The organism is Algibacillus agarilyticus (assembly GCF_003286125.1).
In the GTDB taxonomy this organism is placed as follows: Bacteria; Pseudomonadota; Gammaproteobacteria; order Enterobacterales; family Alteromonadaceae; genus Algibacillus; species Algibacillus agarilyticus.
Genome location: NZ_QMED01000007.1, coordinates 64,010 through 82,630, shown reverse-complemented (window position 1 = coordinate 82,630; position 18,621 = coordinate 64,010). Strand labels below are relative to the sequence as shown.

Sequence of the window (18,621 nt, the reverse complement as noted above, 5' to 3'; positions counted from 1 at the left end):
ATTATGAATAAAGATAAAATGCTATTTGGGTGTACCACTTAATACCCAAAATCACGTTAAAACTAAAAGTAATCGCTAAAGAAGCCACTAAAGCTTGGCTAATATTCGCTTCTGGATGAACTTGTGAAAATACAGCTGGCACCGCAATATACGATGCACTTGCACCTAAGGTTGCGAGTAATGCCGCCGTTCCCACATCTAATTGCATTAACATTGCAAAAAAGAATGCAATTGCAGCGCCAACCAGTGGCATCACAAGTGCAAATAAACAGATAAATATTTTATTAGGGCCTATCTTATCAAGCTGCTCACCCGCTAGAGCCCCCATGTGAATTAAATATAGCGCCAACATCACCCCGAACATAGGCTGCAAATTTTTAATCATAGGTTGAGCAACATCACCATACAATGCACCAATAAACATCCCCATTACGATAAGTGCTAGGCTTTTATGCGCCAAAATGGTTCGTAAATTCACTTTGCTTTGCTTATCACTTAATAACCATAAGCCTACTACAATGGCCGGTAATTCAAGCAACGCGACAAATAAATTTATAACAGAACTGTATTCAATGTTGTTAACTTCTAAATAGCTCACCGCAACAGCAAATGTTCCGACACTCACTGAGCCATAATGCGCAGCGAGTGACACTTTGTCTGCTTTATTAAGGTTAGAAAATAAATGAATCAAGGCAAGCGCAACAAACATTAGCACCACACCTAAAAACATAACAACAACGCTGTGGCCAACCAAAGTGAAACTCGTATTAGCACTAATTGCTTGCCCACCTTTTAACCCAATGGTGATTAATAATATGTAAGTTAATAATTGATAGGCAGCATCAGGCAAGCGTAAATCTACGCCTAAACGATTTGTCACTAAAGCAACTAAAAAGAAGACAGCTAAAATATCAGGCATAAAGATCAACGTTGTTAAAATAAGATAGCGCGATATTATGCTGCCAACACAATAATTAAAAATATATAATAAATATAACAACAATAGACAAAAGGCTATACCATGCAAAATAGAACACCCACTTTGCGGCAATTACAAATACTGCAAGCATTGGCTCACTATAAAAATATTTCGCTCGTTGCCCAAAAGTTATTCATCTCGCAACCTTCGGTTTCTATCCAACTTAAAAAGTTAAGTGAGCTTTATGAGGTCAGCCTATATCAAGCCAATAGTAAAACCATCGAGTTAACCGAAGCTGGCTTTGCTATATTAAAAGCGTCTAATGAAATTTTTGATTCACTCGATAATTTAAATAGCCAGTTAGATGATTTAAAGGGAATAAAATCAGGTAAGTTACGCTTGTGTGTCGTCTCAACGGCCAAATATTTTTTACCTTTATTGCTTGGTTCATTTTGCAAAAAATATCCACTAATTGATGTAGAGTTAAACATTGGTAATCGTTCGCAGGTCATCAAACGACTCAAAGAAAACAAAGACGATTTTTATATATTCAGCCATTGTCCCGATAATGAAAATATCATAAGTGAACCTTTTTTAGATAACCCGCTGGTCGTCGTGGCACCAGAAAAACACGAATTGACACGTCAACCTCACATTAGTCTAGCTCGATTAGCTCATTACCCTTTTATTATGCGTGAACACGGTTCAGGCACACGTAGAACCATCGATATTTTCTGCAAACAACATAACCTAAAACTTAAAGAAAAAATGACAATCGAAAGTAACGAAGCCATAAAACACGCCGTTGTAGCCGATTTAGGTTTAGCTATTCTTAGTCGTCACACCCTCGATTACATTCTTGAAAGTGGGCTAGTGATTTTAGCGGTAGATGAAATGCCGATCGAAAGTACTTGGTTTTTAGTTCGAACCAAAAACCGCAACCCTTCAAATTTAGCGACGTTATTTTATCAATTTATGCAAAATGAAGGTCGCACTGAGCTCGCCAAACACAACATAAAAGCCCAAAAAACCTTAAACCACAAAACCCTTACGCAAAAATCATATTCGCCACAATAAAAAAACGCAATTGATACAAACACAACAAATAACAAACAATAAACAACCACCAAACATCAGGATAATGGTTTGAGGTTATTATTTTTTGATTAATTAGGAGTCATTATGACGACGGTCACAGAAATGGGCAGTGTTGCTCAATTACTGTTAAGTGCGCATACCATCACGTTTAATTTTTATGACGTGATCCTATTAATCACTTTTACGCAAAGTTTACTATTTGCTCTGATTTTCGCTTTACATAAAAAAAGTACGTTGGCGCATAAAGTGTTTACTGTGTTTATGGCAACAATCAGCTTAGGGTCACTTAATTTCTTTTTGACTTATTATAAAGGCAGTTACAACACAATTTATAATACAGTGAGTACAGAAATTTTTTGTGTAACCCCCTTCTTATTTTATTTTCCCGGTTTATTGTTGTATGAGTTTGTTCGAACACTGACCTATGGCAAGTTTGAATTTGAAAAATATCACGTCATCCCATTTGTGATGTTTATAGCGGCTTATATCTGGCACCCTGTTGAACGCTATCAAGGTTTGTGGGCCGATATTTTTTGGCGCGACCATGTTTTTATTACCATGGTCGGGTTTATGTTAAGTGCCGCTTTTGGGTTATTGGCTATTTGGCATCTAAAACGTTATTCAAACCAATTAAAACAACAAACGGCAGATGTAAACACCATTGATTTTGCATGGATAAAAAATGTCGCTATCGGCTTTTTAACCGTTTGGATGCTCGAAATATTAGCCCCCTTTATGTATAACCAAGCGAACTGGTACGTACATCATTTAACGACACACCTCAAAAATGTGGGGGAATTAGTCTTAGTCAGCTATGTTGTTTTTTCACATTTGTTGCATAGCAACAAAATAAAAAATATTCCGTACCCGACAACAGATCACCCCTCTCAAACCGATTTAGCTAACCCTCAAAGCGAAATTGATAGTTTGTTTAACATCATGCAAGAGCAAAAGTGCTATCGAAAGCATAACTTAACAATAGAAGCTTTTAGCGAAGTGGTTAACTTGCCGGTTCGTGAAGTTTCACAAATTATTAATCAATACTATGAAAAGAATTTTTACGAATTTGTAAATGAGTTCAGGATCAACGATGCAAAAAAATTACTTAAAGATCCCACTTGGCGGCGTAAATCAATTCAACTCATTTATGAAGAAGTTGGTTTTAATAGTAAATCGTCTTTTAATACCTTGTTTAAAAAAAACGTTGGCATGACTCCAAGTCACTTTAGAAAAACAGCATGAAACCCGTTTCAAAAATAGCATTATTGAGTCAATAAGCTGGGGGTTACCAGCGCAGTATATTTTATTTAGGCCGTATTTATCTTGAGTGTCTATATTTGCTAAACACATATATTCATTTTATAACCCATGTTGACTTAACGTTTATTCAAGTGGCTTTAAAATGCAGTCTCTGAAGGTATTAATCTTGATCCTAAACGTACAAGTCTTTGTTTAAATCGGGTTTTAATTATCTCTAAAAAGTGCAATTAGTTTAAATTTACGTAGTTAATAAAATGTTACAAAACTCATACCTTTTACAACTTGATGTTAACGATAACAACCTGTAATTTCATCATTGCTAATACAGCACATAATTAAGAAGTTAACTTCAAGCCAACTCAAATTAGGGTAAGGTTTTTCATGACACATAATAAAAATTTTAGAAAAAGTGTATTACAGGGGTTCAAATTATCCGCGTTAATGATGGCGATGAGTACATCAGCAGTCGCTGTTGAAGGCCCTCTTCTTCCACCCGATGGCAAAAAATTACTCGTTGTCGGGCAAGATATTACAAGCATTGATAACTATGTTGCAGCCGTCGGTGTACAACCGGGTGGTGTGACAGGTTACATCAGTTTAAATGACCTAGGTGGTTTTGTAACCGATGTTGATAATGGCGCAGGTAACAATAATGCAGGTCGGTTATTCTCAAATTACGGCGACAGTACATTAGCGATTGCCGTGTATTTAGTTAATCAATTAGATCAAATCAATAGCGGCGCACTCGACGGCCAAATGGATGAACTCATTGGCACGTTAAAAGCGTGGGAGCGCCCTATTTATCTTCGTTGGGGCTATGAATTTGATGGCCAGTGGAATCATTATGATGCCCCAGCTTTTATTAATGCATGGAAACGCATGCATGACAAAATAGCCGCAGCGGGTGCAACCAATATTGCCATGGTTTGGCAAAGCGCGAGTTACTGTGGGGGGGCCTATCAGGGGCGTAGTTTCCAAGATTGGTATCCAGGTGATGAATATGTTGACTGGATCGGTCTTTCTTACTTTACACCGCAAGATTGTAACAACACAGCAATAACGCCGATTGTTGACTTTGCACGCGCTAAAAACAAACCGTTGATGATTGCAGAATCAGCTTCACAACGATATGACATTAGTGATTTAACCTATAATCCGCAAGTACAACGCCAAGCAGCCGATATTCAAAAAAGTGCTGAACAAGTTTGGGATGAATGGTTTGTAAACTATTTTGATTTTATTGATGCTAACGACGATGTTATTAAAATTGCCGCTTACATAAACGCCGATTGGGACAGTCAAGCAAAATGGGCTCCTCCTTATGGTGAAGGCTACTGGGGTGATACCCGCGTTGAAGCAAACTCAACGATCCAAGCAAAATGGCTAGCCGAAACAACACAAAGCGATTGGTTAAATGCATCAGTTACTTTATTTGATACCTTGTTAAATGGAGCTGAAGTTTGGACTCAAGATGACAATACCGATGGCTCAGGTAATACTGATGACTCAGGTAACACTGACGATTCAGGTAATACCGATGACTCTGGTAATACCGACGATTCGGGTGATACCGATAACTTAGGTAACTCAAGTAATACCGGCACGCCAAATGGTTTTGCATTTGGTCTTGAAGCAGACGGCACCTTATATCACTACGATGGTGGGCAAAGTGCGACTTGGCAATACCTCTGTTTAGACAGTGATTGTCGTCCAGGTACATTAATTAATGGCCGCTGGGAACGTGAAACAGGCGTTACATCAGGTACTTATAATATTGAATTTAAAGTACAAGACAATGCGACAGGTCAATGCTTATTTGCCGCAACCGCGGTTGAAGTGGGTTCGGGATCATTAATCTCTGAGTGTAATGATTTCACAGGTAATGGATCTTCTGATAACTCAGATAATACGGATAATACGGATAACACGGATAACACGGATAACACGGATAACACGGATAACACGGATAACACGGATAATGGTGATTTCAGTGATGAAGGTTCAATAGAAGAAATTACTTACGCTTTTGGGATAAAAGCTGATGGCACGGTATATCACTATGCGGGTAATCAATCAGCCAGTTGGAACTACCTATGTATTGGCGGTGACTGTCGTGCAGCGACTCTCGTAGGCGACCGTTGGGAGCGTTCGAGTGATTTGACCACAGGTACACATTCAATTGAGTTTAAAATACAAGACAATGCAACTGGTCAGTGTATTTTTGGCGCGAATATCGAAGTCGGTTCAGGTGTTTTTGAATCCGACTGTACTGACTTCAGAGGCGGGAACGTAGTGTCTGACCCTATTGACCCAGTCGACCCTATTGACCCTATTGACCCTATTGACCCAGTCGACCCTGTCGACCCTGTCGACCCTGTCGACCCTGTTGACCCTGTTGACCCTGTTGACCCTGTTGACCCTGTTGACCCTGTTGACCCTGTTGACCCTATTGACCCTGTTGACCCTGTTGACCCTGTTGACCCTGTCGACCCTGTCGACCCTTTCGACCCAGTCAACCCTGTTGACCCTGTTGACCCTGTTGACCCTGTCGACCCTGTTGACCCACATCAGTGCAATATTGATAACGGCGATACAGGCTCAAGTGATCCAGCAGCTGAATTTGGTGATGGTTTTGAAGCGGGTATCACAACAAGTGGCATTGCTTATCATCAAGAAGTCGCCGGCGCATCACGAGGTTTTGCAGTATGGGGACTTATCGGCAGCGCACCTAACGTAGCGGGTCAAACGGTTCTACATACAACACAATCGGGTGAAAGCTACTATCGCTACGAAGTCGATTTAGGCTCGGTTAATACCGACACAACCTATGAACTAGAAATGCGTTTACAAGGCGGTGAATTTAATACCGGTCAATGTATTCATTCATTCTCAGTTAAGCCCGGTGAAGGCATTAACGATGCACAATGTTATTCGCCAAGTAACACCGCAAGCAATACCACAAGCAACACAGCCAATACGCCTACAATTGCAGCACCTAAGCAAACCGTTGGCATGGTGGTTACGGATGCGTTAAATTCAAAAGCACGCTTAATTGGTGGCGAAGCAACCGGTCAACAAGGTTATGCTTTATATACCTTTGCTAATGATTTAGACAACATCAGTCATTGTTCAGGTAATTGTGAAGAAAACTGGCCTAAAGTTGTCGTAGCCAAACCGTCAGATTTAAACAGCGCAGGCGGTTTAACCGGTACGTTTGGCACGATTGAACGCACAACAACGACAACCAATGCTTGTGATGAAACCGTCACGGTAACCGATTATCACGTCACATATAATCAACAACCGCTCTACTTCTTTATTGGTGACACCTCTGCGGCGACAACAGCCGGAGCAAATATTTCAGGTTGGGCATTAGCCGAAGCTGATTTAATTCCACAATTACCGCTTGTTAAAAACCCGGCACCAGCGCTTAAAGCGGCCGTTAACGGTTTAGAACCCAGTGGTTTTGGTTTTGCAATCGACATCGAAGGTCGTGAACTCACGTGGCGTCCAAGTGCAATTAACGGCAACACAGCAGGTTTAATTACGCAGTTCTCACCTTATGGTGGTCCAGGTGCCCCTGTGCAAGCAAAAGATCCACAGCTTGAGCTGTATTGTTCAAATAACCAAATACAATTCCATAAAGCTTCTATGCCCGGTACGTTAGCGGGTCCTTATAAAGCTGAAATACCTGCATCATGCTACGGTGAATTTTATTACTTCTTGCGCTACCGCATTTTTGGCACGGTTAACAACCAACCAGAAGACAATTGGGTTTATACGGCCTTATTTGTTTATGACGAAACCAATCCAACCGATCGATTTGATCCACGAAATCGTGATACTAAAACATACACCAGTGCTAACTGGCAAAGACATGGTCATCCACATTCACGTGATCGTCCTGAAGAGTTCATCACCTTTGATGCGATGCCTTACAACACCTCTTTACTTAGCGGTTTAGAGCGTTACACCACAACCTATGTTGATGGCCCTAATGAGTTTCAAATTCAACCACATGCAAACGGTAGTATTTTACGCATAGAAGCATTTGAATGGGGCGCGGGTAATTGCCAAGGTCCACAATATATGATCAATGCTAATAACCCAATGGCACCGGGTAAATTTGATTATGGTCAAATAATCAGTTGGGAAGCGACCTTTGGTAGCGCTCAAAACAACTTCCCGGGTGGCACATCGATTAGTTCACAAATCTACAACACCATGCAAAACACCACGGTAGGTCAAGGTTTTACCACTTCAACGGGTGATCCTCGGCTTAACTCATCAGGGCGAGCCGGTGTACGAATGGTGCATTCAGATGGTTGTAACCCTGTTGATACCGACGAGCGTAACGCACGCTTTACCCAACAAATCACAACCGTGCAAGAAGCAGAAAAAGTGGATGCATTCTTGAAAGGGCATGATGCGTTTCATGGTATGGCACAAGTATCACAAGCCAAGCCAGGTTCAACTGGTTTTGCTGGCAGTCGTGAAATTAAAGACATCAATGGCATCAGTCAAAAAGATGCAGGTCAAGGCTCATGTGGAGATTGTCACTTTCGTGATGGTCGTTCAGACTTCGTTGTTGAAACCGCTAAAGGCCCGCGTTTAGCACCACCAACTTACGGTGTGGGTTTACTCGAGTGGATCAAAGGCGCAGAGGTTGGCCTAACTTGGGACGGCTCAGCCGCTACCGTGCGTGAGCAAGCTGAAAATGCATTATTAGCTGATTTAGGCTTAACACCAGCCGATATAGGCGAAGAAGTATTTGATCAAGTCGTGGTTTATACCGAAACGCTCCATGTGCCTGTGCGTGAATACGCCACTTATGCCGATGACGATATCGCCGCAGGTGAAGCGTTATTCCATGAAGCTCAATGTGCAACCTGTCATCAAGTTACACAAGTCACGCGTGAAGATGCGCCAGTTGAGTTCCGTAATATTGCGATCCGCCCTTACACGGATATGAAATTATGGAATGTCAATGGTGGTAACTTCCGTACTGCGCCTTTATGGGGTTTAGGTCAAAACATCGACTTACTCGAACGTAACGGTAAAGCAACCTTGTTCATGCATGATGGGGGGGCCGATTCAATAGAAGATGCTATCCAACAACACTCTAATGATGGTGCCGCCTCGCGTGCTGCTTTCAATAGTTTAAGCACACAAGAGCAAGCTCAAGTGGTTAAATTTATTAAAACACTTTAACCCATTAAAACTTAATACATTTTAACAAATGGATTTAAAGAAAAACCACGGTCGCAGGGCCGTGGTTTTTATTTTTTAAGCTCAATAATGTTAATGATGTCAGTTTAACCAGACTAAGTCGATTAAACCGATTAAACCATTATATTACTCTGTTCTACAACCACTTAGCGTGCATAACAAAGCTACACCACGCACATCTTTACCGCTAATAAAACCATCCTGATTGAAATCATATTTCAAATCAGTGATGAGTCCTTCTCGGATAGCCGCGCTAAAGGTACGCACATCAACGCGATCGATATCTTCATCACCGTCAAAATCACCTAATATACCTTCAAGGTCAATAACAATCGGTACTGCACTTTCTACTCGACAACCACTGCGTGTGCATAATAAAGCCAGTCCGCGCATGTCTTTATAACCAATTTCACCATCGTTGTTAAAGTCATAACGCATGTCACTAATAGAGCCTTCACGGATAGCGGTTCTAAAGGCATTAACATCATTTCGATCAACATCAAAATCAAAATCTAAGTCACCTAACATAGGTCTTTCCGCTATATCCACCAGTATAGAAGCTTCGCTCATGCGGTTATTACTATCAGTAACCACAGCTTTGAAAACATGAGAGCCAGCCATTAAACCTAACAATTCTTGCGTGTGAGTCTCATCACCCCAAGTATAAGGTGCTTCGAATACTTCGCGAACGAGTTCATCATTAAGGTATAAAATAACACTAACAACATCGACGTTTTCATTAGCAGTTTGAGTATCAACAGATAATGATAATGCTTCGTAACCTTCTGTTAATTCAATGTCTGATTCAACAAAATGTATCGTAGGCGCTGGTAATGCGTTAACAATAAGTGTCATCGAGCCTTCAGCGGTTAGGCCTTCACTATCTGTTGCGACAGCCGTGAAAGTATGTTCACCCACACCTAATGGCGAAGGATTTGGCTCATGAGTTTCTAACCAGCCCATTGCACCTAATTCATAAGGCGCATGAGAATGGCCAAAGTTCCAAACGGGTCTAGTATCAACACGTACCAATTCACCGTTTCTATATAAGGCCACGGATTCAACGGTGCGTCCTTCAACTGGCGATTCAGCTTGAATCGTTACGCCTAATTTTTCGTAACCTTCAACAACCGTTACAACGTCGTTAGGAAACACAACCGTTGGTGGTTTGGGTAATCCGTTAACGGTCACCGTCATCTGAGCAGTGCTTTCAACACCTTCGCTATCAACAGCCACTGCCGTAAACGTATAAACGCCTTCAACAAATGGGTTAGGGTTTGCGGTATGTGTTTCTAACCACCCCATCGCACCCGTTTCATGAGGTTTGCTACCATGGCCAAAAAGGTAAGGAACAGAATCATCAGTTCTCACAAACTCATCATTAATGTATAAACTAACCGATTCAATCGTACGGCCTTCAATTTCACTCGCGGCTTCAATACTCACCGCAAATTTTTCGTAACCTTGCTCTAACGTCATTTCTGACTGCGCAAAGCTCACAATCGGCGCATTAGATAATACGGTTAGTTGCATCGTTGCAAAGCTCGTTGCACCTTCACTATCGGTCGCAACCGCTTTAAAAAGGTGAGTGCCGGCTTCTAACGGGTTTGGGTTAGCAGCATGTGTGTCTAACCAGCCCATCGCGCCAGTTTCATGTGGCTTAGAACCATGACCAAAAAGATAAGGCACAGAATTATCAACACGCACTTCTTCGCCATTGATAAACAACGTCACCGTATCAATCGTGCGATCAGCAACAGGGCTTGAAGCGGCTAAAGTTAACGCGAGTTTTTCATAACCTTGTTCTACTGTCATTGAAGATGAAGGAAAAGAGACTAAAGGCGCATTCGTTTCACCTTCTAGATCTAAATCAATCACTTGCAAGTGAAGTGGCATCGCACTACCCGATGCACGTTCCATCAAGTAATAATAAACTTTGCCATCTTTGATATGAACCGTACCATGATCAAATTTTATCCCTTCGGTTTGCTCATATATACGCACAAAATCATTAGTTCCGCCCACGGCTTTTTCAACATATGGGTAACCATTTCTCAGGCCAATAATGTAAATATTATCGCCCGATGTATAGATATTACTCGCCCCCGTGAAATCAGTTGTCGTGATAAATTCGTCAGCGCCAGCTGGTTTGTATGAGTGTAAATACACTTGCTCGTAGTCAGGGCGGCTTCTATCGGTTGAGCGCACTAAACTAATAAAATGCACATCGCCTTTGGCGGTTACCGTCCAATCAAAGCTACCCACAATATACACAGAGTTAGCCTCGGTGTGACTAATATAATCACCCGGTTCTAATACTTTGATTTCGTCTGAATTAACTAAAGGCCAAGTCATTGGCTCGCCTTTATGGTTTTTCCACTCACCAAAACCTTCTGGATGATCAGAATAAGCGTAATAAACCCCGTTCTGATATTTATAGCGGTCTGAGTTATCGCTTGAACGTTGTTGAAAACCAACACGAAGTTTGCCATTCACATACTTCATATTACCGTAAAGGCCCCAGTTGTAATCGTTACCGAAGTTTTTAGCGGTAACCACATTAAAGGCCGTAAATTTAGACCATTTTTGCGCAGCCGCATCGTAGCGATTAAAAACGTAACCGCCGTTATTATTGCCACCCAAACGCATATACAACAATAACGTGCCATCGGTATTAGTAAAAAATTTAGGGTAAGTTAAACGCGCAAAATTACCTTTATCTGCGATATCACCGGTCATGGTTAAATGCTTATAATCATCATCACCTTGGCTTACCGAACTGGTATCTTTAACAAACTGGTTTAGCGTGAAATCATCATCGGCAACTTCAGCCGTGCCCGGAACACTGAATGAATAACGGAAGAAATCATCTTTAAATTTGCCACCATGATTATTGTTATCATAGGCATGCATGTCATAAACCATGTGGATAGTGCCATTAACTGGACTCACCGATAAACCAATCGTGTTATGAGATTCGCCGACTAAAGGGTCGCCTCTAAAACCGGTATGTTGATGAGGAAACTCAATTGTTTTAACGACACCGGTTTGTGTATTATAACGTGATAACATGACATGACGATCGTCTTTACCGCCACGATACCAAGTCATAAATACATAATGTTTATATGTTTTTACCGCATCACCGTGAGCCGAAATATTACGACCAAAGAAAAAGTCATACTTCTCGCCAGTATCAGGCGTACCCACATTATTGTAATCTAAATCAACGCCATCAAAATGTAAGCCTTGATCTGAAATTTTAACTTGATGCTCTAATGTAACAGCTGCACTTGCTTGCAACGAAAGCCCCGCTAAAGAGGCAAGCAATAGCCATTTTTTTAATTTAGTTATTTTTTTCATTTATTTCTCAAATGTTTTAAATTCTTCTTTGTTAGAAGAAAAGTGTTAATGACTTCACGCTCATTTATTAACATTATTATAAAAACAACATAACAAACAATCACATTAAACCACAAACAAACACAACAGATCAACAAACCCCATAAAACAACTATAAAAACAAAAAAAACCTGAAAAAACACACAGGCATGGCGTTAAAAAACCCAATATGACCAATAGTGACAGTGAAGACAGATAGGCAGACAGGTAGGACAATAGAAAGATAAATGAATTTTCCGCGAAAAAGTAGAGTAAACACGGTTGGCTTCAACTTATTAAACGTTTATCAGCGTTTTGTTACAGCTGATGTTAAAAGTTAAACAGCCCTTACAGCCAGAAAAACCTAAGCACGTAGCATAGATAAAACACGGCACACATTGTGAGGGACTGATGGATATTTTAATGAGGAGGATGGGTAAGCCAATGAGGATGGTGTATAAGGATGTTATTGGTCAATGAAGACTGGCGATCCATTCAAAGCGAGATAAACGAGACGATAAAAATGAATTAAGCAACCGAACATAAAGTTTAGATTTAAGCGTTGCCAAAAAGTGTAAAATTAGCGACACCGCCACTGGCTCAGTGTGGACTGAAAAAACAGTCAAAAAAGGGCTTAAAATCAGGCTTACCCACCAAAAGCAATTTACTATAAAATAGTGTCATCAGGTCAATCGGGCTTGTTCAACAATTGGGTTAAGTGCTGGCTTGGCGACACCTATCTTTATTTATTATGTTTCGTCATTTGAAGGGTACGCACATAAAACAATTGAGATACCTAAATCCGCTGTACTTTTTAGAACGGGTGGCTCTAGGTAAATATTCATGTTGATACTACCGACACTAAACCAACCAACAAAATACTCAATAGTTCCTCCGGTTACTCTCAGCTTTTCGAAAAAACTTTTGTGTTTAGCAAGTTCGTTATTTCTAGCGGCAACAAACTCTTCAAAAAGAATATCTTCAGCATCTAATCTATCACCATTACAAAAGTCGAAAGTCCAAAACATACTTTCGTAATTACCTTTAAGGCGTCTGCCATTTGGTGTAATTCGAGGTTCACCTATTTTATGGGCTATGTGAGGTGCAAGATTTAGTTCCTTACTTATATCTTCTGGTTCAATTTCAGGATGCGATATTTTTAAAGAAACACAAAATTTATAATCTGGCACTAATCTTCCTTAGAACAGTCATGGTAGAATAAATTTTTGCAGGACAGGTACAAATAAACCATTGGTTTTATTTGATATTATATAGATTTACCGGCTATACATCGATGAGTGTCCCGCATGTATATTTTATGTTTCGTCAACTATTATAAAGCGAATAAAAAATAGCAATAACAGCCAAGCCTAAACCCACGTATTTAACACCTTTGCCAAACATATAATACTTAATTTCATTATCTCGTTTATCATAATGATCAACGATTATTGTTAGAAAATAAATACATCCACAAATTAATGCTGCATACATAATCCAAGCAGATTCCCCACTTAAATGTATACCACCTCTTTTAGAGGGAATGTATAAGTCATCTTTATAAATTCCATAAGCTCCGTAAAATGTAAAAACTAGAGCAAGCAAAATATTCCAAAACCTATCAATAGAAGAAATACTATTGGGAACATAATTTCCGTCAGAATCTACTGCTCTAGTGGGAACATCTGATTCTTCTACTTGGGGTTGATTAACGTCTTTTTCTTCAAGGAGGTCTTTAAGCTTAATAGCTTCACAAATTTTTTAAATCGTTCAGGGTATTTATCTCTATCAACATTGTGATAAATATCATGAAGCTCATCTAACGTATAACCGTCATAATTAGGTTCCATCTACTAGGTTACTCCAAGAAACATAACGAGCTTGTAGAATTACTCGTTTTTATGGTTATTTTTAATTGCGTTAAACAGTATCTGAGTTTATCAGCTAATTTTTTACAGGACAGTCATCGATACATTTCAGACTTACCTACCAAAAGCAATTCCCTATAAATAGCATCACTTGCGCGATCGGACCTATTCAACAATTGAATTAAGTGCCGACTTCGCGACACCTTTGCTTATTGATTAGGTGTAAGCCACCTACATAAAAAACATTATTTTTCTTTGCTTGCCCATGTAAATAGCACTTTGGGCATTAGTTGTTTTAACTCTTCGTTAAACGTTACTACTTCTCCGGCGAGTATATCTTCATTTACGACCATGCTTATACTTTTCATTTCACAATCGACGTGATGTTTTAAATGTTCAAAAAGGTCTATTTTTGTAACAGGTTTATCTTCTAAAAATAACCGAAACCCTTCATCAATAGTAATGTAATGATGACCACACTCATCATGATGATACGCACACATAGCAGGTTTAGCCAATTCAAAAGATTGCTCATTAGCGCCCTGAGACAACAGGGCGAAATAAAGGCAAAGGCTCAGTAAAATAGCGATAAGTGCGTATTGTGAAGAATTCAACAAACTTTTTGAATACCTCAAAAATTTTAGATAACCTGCACCTGATAATTTGGAGCAAAAACCACGTGCTATTTGTCCTGATTAATTTGGTTGTTTGGGCTTGATTGAGGCCTACGTTTTAGTAGGAAATAGGTCCCACCTAAAGCGATAGTAACCAAAGCCAGTCCAATAACATGTTCAGCTGAAACAATTTTAAGGTCTAACACTATAATTTTTCGTGCTACCGCCATGAGTGCAGTTGCCACAACCAACTCAACTGGAATTATATGTGACCCAAGGTATAGCCGAATATTAATAAATATTTCAACTGCGATTAATACAATCATAAATGCACCAAAAACTTGAAGGATATCTTCTACGTCTAGAAGAAAGTATGGTGGTGCTGATAATCTCATATAAAGCACATAAACAACGTCAGCAATACTCCAATAGATAACTAACACCATCAATATAGCAAGTATTTTAATTGCAAATTTAATATTAGCGTGTAATAAATTCAATAATTTATCTGATGTGTTTTCAGGTAACTCTTCATGCTTCATGATATCTCCAGAACTAAACGAATTGTGCGGAAAGCCCTTAACGCTTAGCATTCATGCGACACGTAGTGTGTGATCGCATAATGTCTTGTTGAACGAATCTGATGCCTAAGCCCAACTTTAAATTAGAATGCTTAATGCTATAGGAAATTGCTTTTTAAAGGAAGTTGACTTAACTATTAAACCCGTAATTAATCGAGCAGGACAGTCATCGATATTTTTAAACTGATGACACTGGCCCAGTGACTCTTAGAGTGACTGAGGTCGAGCACATGACCCAACACTTTGCTAAACACGCAAAAGTTGTTGCGCTAAAATGTGCAAGAAATTCGTGTAGAACAGGCACAAATAAACCATTGGTTTTATTTGATATTACATAATGGTGGTTCACAAGCTTTCAGCACCCTAGGTAAAAATGTTATGCGTGAAGATATAATTTATCGGTGACTGCCTTGTAAGCATTTTTAACTCAACGTTGTCACTTGCTCGTTCTTCTTTATTAACTGCTCTAAAGCCGTTTCCAAGTATTCGATCGTGAATTTCTTGAGCGTTAAGCGGATATTGCCTACAATGGCGCACTTTTTATTTATTGCAGGTTAATAACATGAGCGATGCTGTATCACGTCCGGATTTACCCGATCACCTTTCGGGCAATCCCCGTAGCCCTAATTACATAGAAGAAATTTTTGAACATGAAATTGGGATCCGTCTTAACGGCAAAGACTACACAAATGTTGAAGAATATTGCATTAGCGAAGGTTGGGTAAAAGTGCCTTCTCCTAAAGCATTAGATCGCAAAGGTCAGCCGATTTTAATTAAATTAAAAGGCAAAGTTGAAGCTTTTTATAAATAAGGCGTTTGGCCGTATTTTAAATCAGGGCGGGCTTAACATCAGGGCTGACATAACCCGCGCTGATAAGATAAAATTGACGTGAACAGGTGAAACCTTTTTAATCATTTTGTTCTCGTTTTTAACACCGACATCTCGCCTCCACCTAACCACCACCTATATATTAAAATAGTCGTCGTGAAAATAATCAATTACACCGCTAACCACGCCCATAATATTGCTGAGCTATTTTATCAGTCAGTACACGCAATCGACAGCTCAGTTTATTCTGAACAACAAAAACAAGCTTGGGCACCATTACCCATTGATTACCATTATTGGGCTCAACGTCTTGCTCGCACAAAACCTTATATAGCCCAAATAAAAGACCAAATAGCTGGCTTTATTGAGCTAGAATACGATGGCCATATAAACTGCGCATATGTAGCACCTGAGTTTCAGCGCCAGGGCATTGCAACCGCTTTGCTTAACCACACGATAATGTGCGCCCAAAAAGCCAATATCACAGAGCTCTATGTTGAAGCATCAACAATAGCGAAACCCTTTTTTGCTCTCAATGGTTTTACAACAGAACAAGAAAACACAATAATTAAACATAATACCGTATTGATTAACTACACTATGCGTTTAAAAATAAACCACTTAGAGACCAACCATGATAGATAAAACGATAACATTAAAATGCGTTGTTTTAACAAGCTTATTATTTTCACTTTCAGCTTTTAGTTTTGCTGAAAATAACCTGGGTACACGTGAAGTCTTACTGGATAATGCTTCTGTCGAAGTCGTTAGACTAACCTACCCGGTTGGCACCGAATCAGGCATGCATTCACATAGCCATCCAAACCGCGCAGTGTATTTTGTTAAAGGCGGAAAACTCGAATTAGTGCCTGAAAACGCAGCGCAAGCGTCAAAAATAATTACGGTTGCCGACGGTAAATCACTGTTTTTACCCGCAACGACACACAATGTAAAAAATGTCGGTAATACAGAAATCGTTATTATCGAAACCGAAATAAAAGCACAATAAGCCATTAAATACGCTTGCATACAAGAGAAAGGCTAAACACAAATTTTAGGTTCAAGCCTTTAAGGAAGCAATTATTGGATTATTTCCATTTACATTACCTCTTATTTTTACGACAAAGGATTGTAACCATGACGACATTAATGGGTTATTTCATCAGCACGTTAGGGGGGTTATTTCTTTATAAAGGCGAACTGACTCTTGGCATTATCGTATTTTTCATCGGCGGGTTGCTCGCCCAAAAAGTATCAATAAGCATACGCAGCACAGGCTTAATATTAATGATAGGTTCCATTACTTATGGCTATCATCATGCCTATGAGCCAAAAATATTATGCTTAATCGTGATCGGTTTTATTTTAGCGTGTTGGAAAAATAAACGGTGTCGAGAACGCCATGATTGGGGTTTCGATTTAGTTGAAATTATCGGCAGTGATAACGGCAGTAGCGCTAATGGAGGAGATAGCGGTGGCGGTGATTAACAAAACGCTTAAAACCGAGGGCTTGTATATCGTTGAACTCATTTATCTCATTAAACTTTAATGTTCCATTTTCGTCAGTCTTGACCTCATGCTAGTAAAATAAGTATATCAAGGACACACATTAATTAAACAACAATCAACTTAACGGCTGATGTTAAGCAACTAAAATAACAGACAGCTAAGGATAAAAAAGTAGCAGATCAGAAATTAACTGCTTTAGCTTTCTGCGTTTTTTTATTTAAATAAAAACGTTATTAAAAATTAACTGTGGTTGACCTAGTTAATTCTCCATTCCCCAAAAAAACACCTCCGATACAACCTTCTTATTACCAACAAGAATCAAATGATGCTTACGAGTGCTTATTACACACTCTTCAGAAACCGGCCTGCGCATACGTATGCATACCCTTTTCAGCTTACAAAAACGAAATCTACATTGTCGTCTAAAACAAACTAAGCTAATATTTTCGCATATTTCACAGCCTTGAGCGGCTATTAAACGCTTACTCTATTATGAGTAACATCGCGGCTAATCTTTATGTTTGCACTCATAAATCCCAAATTAAAGGAATAATTAAATGTTGAAAATAAGTATTCTGCTTGCCGTTTTATTTACAGCCATAATGGCGGCCATTTCAAGTGATGCAGAAGCCCGTATATTATCAGGTGAATTATTGGTCGGAAATACGGAGCAATCATTAGGCGAGCGGGGGTCGTATATTCCTATGCGGAATGGGAAATACTCATCATTTGGACTAAGAGGTCTGTACGAATTAAATCGCTATTTTGCTGTTGAGTTGGGTATTAACACCTTTGCAGAAAAATCGAGTGACGAACCGCCGTCAAGATTTTTTGCTAAAGGTGAATTAATGTCTACGTCATATAATTTAGGACTTAAAGCATCTTGGCCTTTTGATAATGGGCTATCGTTAAACAGCCGGTTTGGTGGCTCGTTATGGGACATAAACCGTGAAACAAATAGATTAAACGAATTTCACATTCCACAATCCACTATCGTTTACGAAGGCAAAAGCTTCTACTATGGCTTCGGGGTACAATACAAAATAAGCTCAACAACCTACATAGGCATTGAATATAATGCCACGCAGATGAACATACCTTATCACGCAATAACATTCGATTTTAAAGTCAAAAATAGCGTTCTATATTTAGGCTATCAATTTTAATACCCCGAAAAACCAACCCAAATAAACAGAGGGTTATTTAAACAATAAGAAAGAAAATAAAGTAACAGGTAACTTAACACGCCTATCAATTAAAATAGCTATAAAAAAAGCGCCCTAACCCTTTAATTTACTTAACGATTTTATTTTTATTTTTTTAACAAACAAAC

14 protein-coding genes are annotated in these 18,621 nt (G+C 39.4%); 8 read left to right on the top strand and 6 right to left on the bottom strand.

Going from position 1 to position 18,621, the window contains the following annotated elements; translation table 11 throughout:
- Position 1 precedes the first annotated feature (1 nt).
- Positions 2-919, bottom strand: coding sequence for a sodium-dependent bicarbonate transport family permease (locus DPX34_RS07805; protein ID WP_157964653.1), 918 nt, complete (start codon positions 917-919; stop codon positions 2-4).
- A gap of 102 nt (positions 920-1,021) precedes the next feature.
- Between DPX34_RS07805 and DPX34_RS07800 the strand changes: the two genes are divergently transcribed.
- The 3 genes from DPX34_RS07800 (at position 1,022) to DPX34_RS07790 (ending at position 8,488) form a co-directional block, all read left to right on the top strand.
- Positions 1,022-1,996: a LysR family transcriptional regulator gene (locus tag DPX34_RS07800; RefSeq protein WP_111977850.1), complete on the top strand. Its 975-nt coding sequence runs from the start codon at positions 1,022-1,024 to the stop codon at positions 1,994-1,996.
- A gap of 105 nt (positions 1,997-2,101) precedes the next feature.
- Positions 2,102-3,259, top strand: a complete 1,158-nt coding sequence (locus DPX34_RS07795; RefSeq protein ID WP_111977849.1) for a helix-turn-helix domain-containing protein — start codon at positions 2,102-2,104, stop codon at positions 3,257-3,259.
- A 399-nt stretch (positions 3,260-3,658) separates the two neighbouring features.
- Positions 3,659-8,488: a family 31 carbohydrate-binding protein gene (locus DPX34_RS07790; protein WP_111977848.1), complete on the top strand. Its 4,830-nt coding sequence runs from the start codon at positions 3,659-3,661 to the stop codon at positions 8,486-8,488.
- A gap of 144 nt (positions 8,489-8,632) precedes the next feature.
- Here DPX34_RS07790 and DPX34_RS07785 read toward each other — a convergent pair whose 3' ends face one another.
- The 5 genes from DPX34_RS07785 to DPX34_RS07770 form a co-directional block, all read right to left on the bottom strand.
- On the bottom strand, positions 8,633-11,869 hold the full coding sequence (locus DPX34_RS07785; protein ID WP_111977847.1) for a BNR-4 repeat-containing protein: 3,237 nt from the start codon (positions 11,867-11,869) through the stop codon (positions 8,633-8,635).
- A 767-nt stretch (positions 11,870-12,636) separates the two neighbouring features.
- A complete protein-coding gene (locus tag DPX34_RS07780; protein ID WP_111977846.1) occupies positions 12,637-13,077 on the bottom strand; it encodes a DUF4279 domain-containing protein in 441 nt (146 codons plus the stop codon).
- A gap of 136 nt (positions 13,078-13,213) precedes the next feature.
- Positions 13,214-13,492, bottom strand: coding sequence for a hypothetical protein (locus tag DPX34_RS21705; RefSeq protein WP_157964652.1), 279 nt, complete (start codon positions 13,490-13,492; stop codon positions 13,214-13,216).
- 508 nt (positions 13,493-14,000) lie between these two features.
- Complete coding sequence (locus tag DPX34_RS07775; RefSeq protein ID WP_157964651.1) at positions 14,001-14,372, bottom strand: hypothetical protein; 372 nt, start codon at positions 14,370-14,372, stop codon at positions 14,001-14,003.
- A gap of 65 nt (positions 14,373-14,437) precedes the next feature.
- Entirely contained in the window at positions 14,438-14,914 is a 477-nt protein-coding gene (locus DPX34_RS07770) for a phosphate-starvation-inducible PsiE family protein (protein WP_198673653.1), read from the bottom strand.
- A 598-nt stretch (positions 14,915-15,512) separates the two neighbouring features.
- Between DPX34_RS07770 and DPX34_RS07765 the strand changes: the two genes are divergently transcribed.
- From DPX34_RS07765 to DPX34_RS07745, 5 genes are all read left to right on the top strand, one after another.
- The gene (locus DPX34_RS07765) at positions 15,513-15,761 is read left to right on the top strand and encodes a DUF3297 family protein (RefSeq protein WP_111977844.1); all 249 of its coding nucleotides are present in this window, start codon (positions 15,513-15,515) and stop codon (positions 15,759-15,761) included.
- A gap of 174 nt (positions 15,762-15,935) precedes the next feature.
- Positions 15,936-16,424, top strand: a complete 489-nt coding sequence (locus DPX34_RS07760) for a GNAT family N-acetyltransferase (RefSeq protein WP_111977843.1) — start codon at positions 15,936-15,938, stop codon at positions 16,422-16,424.
- Complete coding sequence (locus tag DPX34_RS07755) at positions 16,414-16,788, top strand: cupin domain-containing protein (RefSeq protein WP_111977842.1); 375 nt, start codon at positions 16,414-16,416, stop codon at positions 16,786-16,788. The genes DPX34_RS07760 and DPX34_RS07755 overlap by 11 nt, the downstream gene beginning before the upstream one ends.
- A gap of 128 nt (positions 16,789-16,916) precedes the next feature.
- Positions 16,917-17,267 carry a hypothetical protein gene (locus DPX34_RS07750; protein WP_111977841.1) on the top strand — a complete coding sequence of 117 codons (351 nt, stop codon included), beginning with the start codon at positions 16,917-16,919 and terminating at the stop codon, positions 17,265-17,267.
- 578 nt (positions 17,268-17,845) lie between these two features.
- Complete coding sequence (locus DPX34_RS07745; protein ID WP_111977840.1) at positions 17,846-18,454, top strand: outer membrane beta-barrel protein; 609 nt, start codon at positions 17,846-17,848, stop codon at positions 18,452-18,454.
- Positions 18,455-18,621: the final 167 nt, after the last annotated feature.